This is a genomic window from Pseudoalteromonas sp. SR45-5 (genome assembly GCF_014163565.1).
Lineage (GTDB): Bacteria > Pseudomonadota > Gammaproteobacteria > Enterobacterales > Alteromonadaceae > Pseudoalteromonas > Pseudoalteromonas distincta.
On sequence record NZ_JACJDN010000905.1, the window covers coordinates 1 to 1176 of the forward strand.

Here is a 1176-nt window from a genome sequence, read left to right on the forward strand (position 1 = left end):
TTTAAAAACAAAAAAGCCTGCAATAAGCAGGCTTTTGACTATTTAAGCAATCGTATTTTATAAAACAATAATGCTTGTTATTAAGTACGCTATAAACGTAAGGCCGCCACCAAATAAGGCATATGGTAGCTGCGTTTTAACGTGGGTGAGTAAGTCACATCCAGATGCAATAGCCGATACAGCGCTGGTGTCGGATATAGGCGAGCAGTGATCGCCAAATATACCACCACCCAAAATAGCACCAACAACAAGCGACGGCGGTAAACCTAGCGCTTGAATAAGTGGCACACCAATTGGGATTAATATAGCAAAAGTACCCCACGATGTACCTGTAGTAAACGACATTACAGCGCCAGTTAAAAACAGCACAGGTACGATTAAGTAAATAGGTAAGTAGTCGCCAACAAGTGATGCTACAAATACGCCAGTGCCCAACTCTTTTAAGCTTGCGCCGAGTGTAAGCGAAAGCAGTACAATGGCGACTAATGGCATTAATTCGCCCATACCTTTAAAACCGGTATCAACTAATTGATGATGCGTAAATTTACGTGAGCCAATCATTAAAAAGTAAGCGACAACAATGGCTAAAACCGTTGCATATAATACTGATTTAGAGCCGCTGCCCTCTGCTAATACACCATTTCCGGTGTAATACATAAAGCCAACCATGCTGGTAATAAGCGTAATAAGCGGGATTAACATGTAACGCGCTTTAGAGCCTTTTACTTCTTCTTTTAAGTCAGTTGTTTGAAGCTCTAGTTTTTGTTCGGCTTCTTTCATTGGGCCATGCACTTTATCAAACGCGATGGTATAAAAAACAATGGCAAGGGTAATTATGGCGTAAAAGTTATACCCAACGCTGCCCCACAACACCGATACAGCCGACTCACCTAGCTCGTAGTTACCTAATAAACCAAGTACAAACGCACCCCAGCCATTAAGCAGAATTAAAATACACACTGGCGCACTGGTGCTATCAATAATGTAGGCTAGACGCGCTCGGCTCATTTTAAATTTGTCGAATAAGCCACGCGATAAAATCCCTGAGGTAAGTACGCTCAAGTTAGATTCTATAAACACTGCAATGCCGGTAAACATGGTTAAAAAGCCCACTTGGCGCTTACTTTTTGCAATACCTTTGTTCATTAACATATTAACCGTTGCTGCAACGCCGCC

The 1176-nt window shown here is 41.9% G+C and carries 1 protein-coding gene; it reads right to left on the reverse strand.

Annotated features, from left to right (window positions below; genetic code table 11):
- Positions 1-57 precede the first annotated feature (57 nt).
- Positions 58-1176 (reverse strand): Na+/H+ antiporter NhaC family protein (locus H5072_RS19985; RefSeq protein ID WP_182694583.1); only part of this gene is annotated, 1119 nt, incomplete at its 5' end.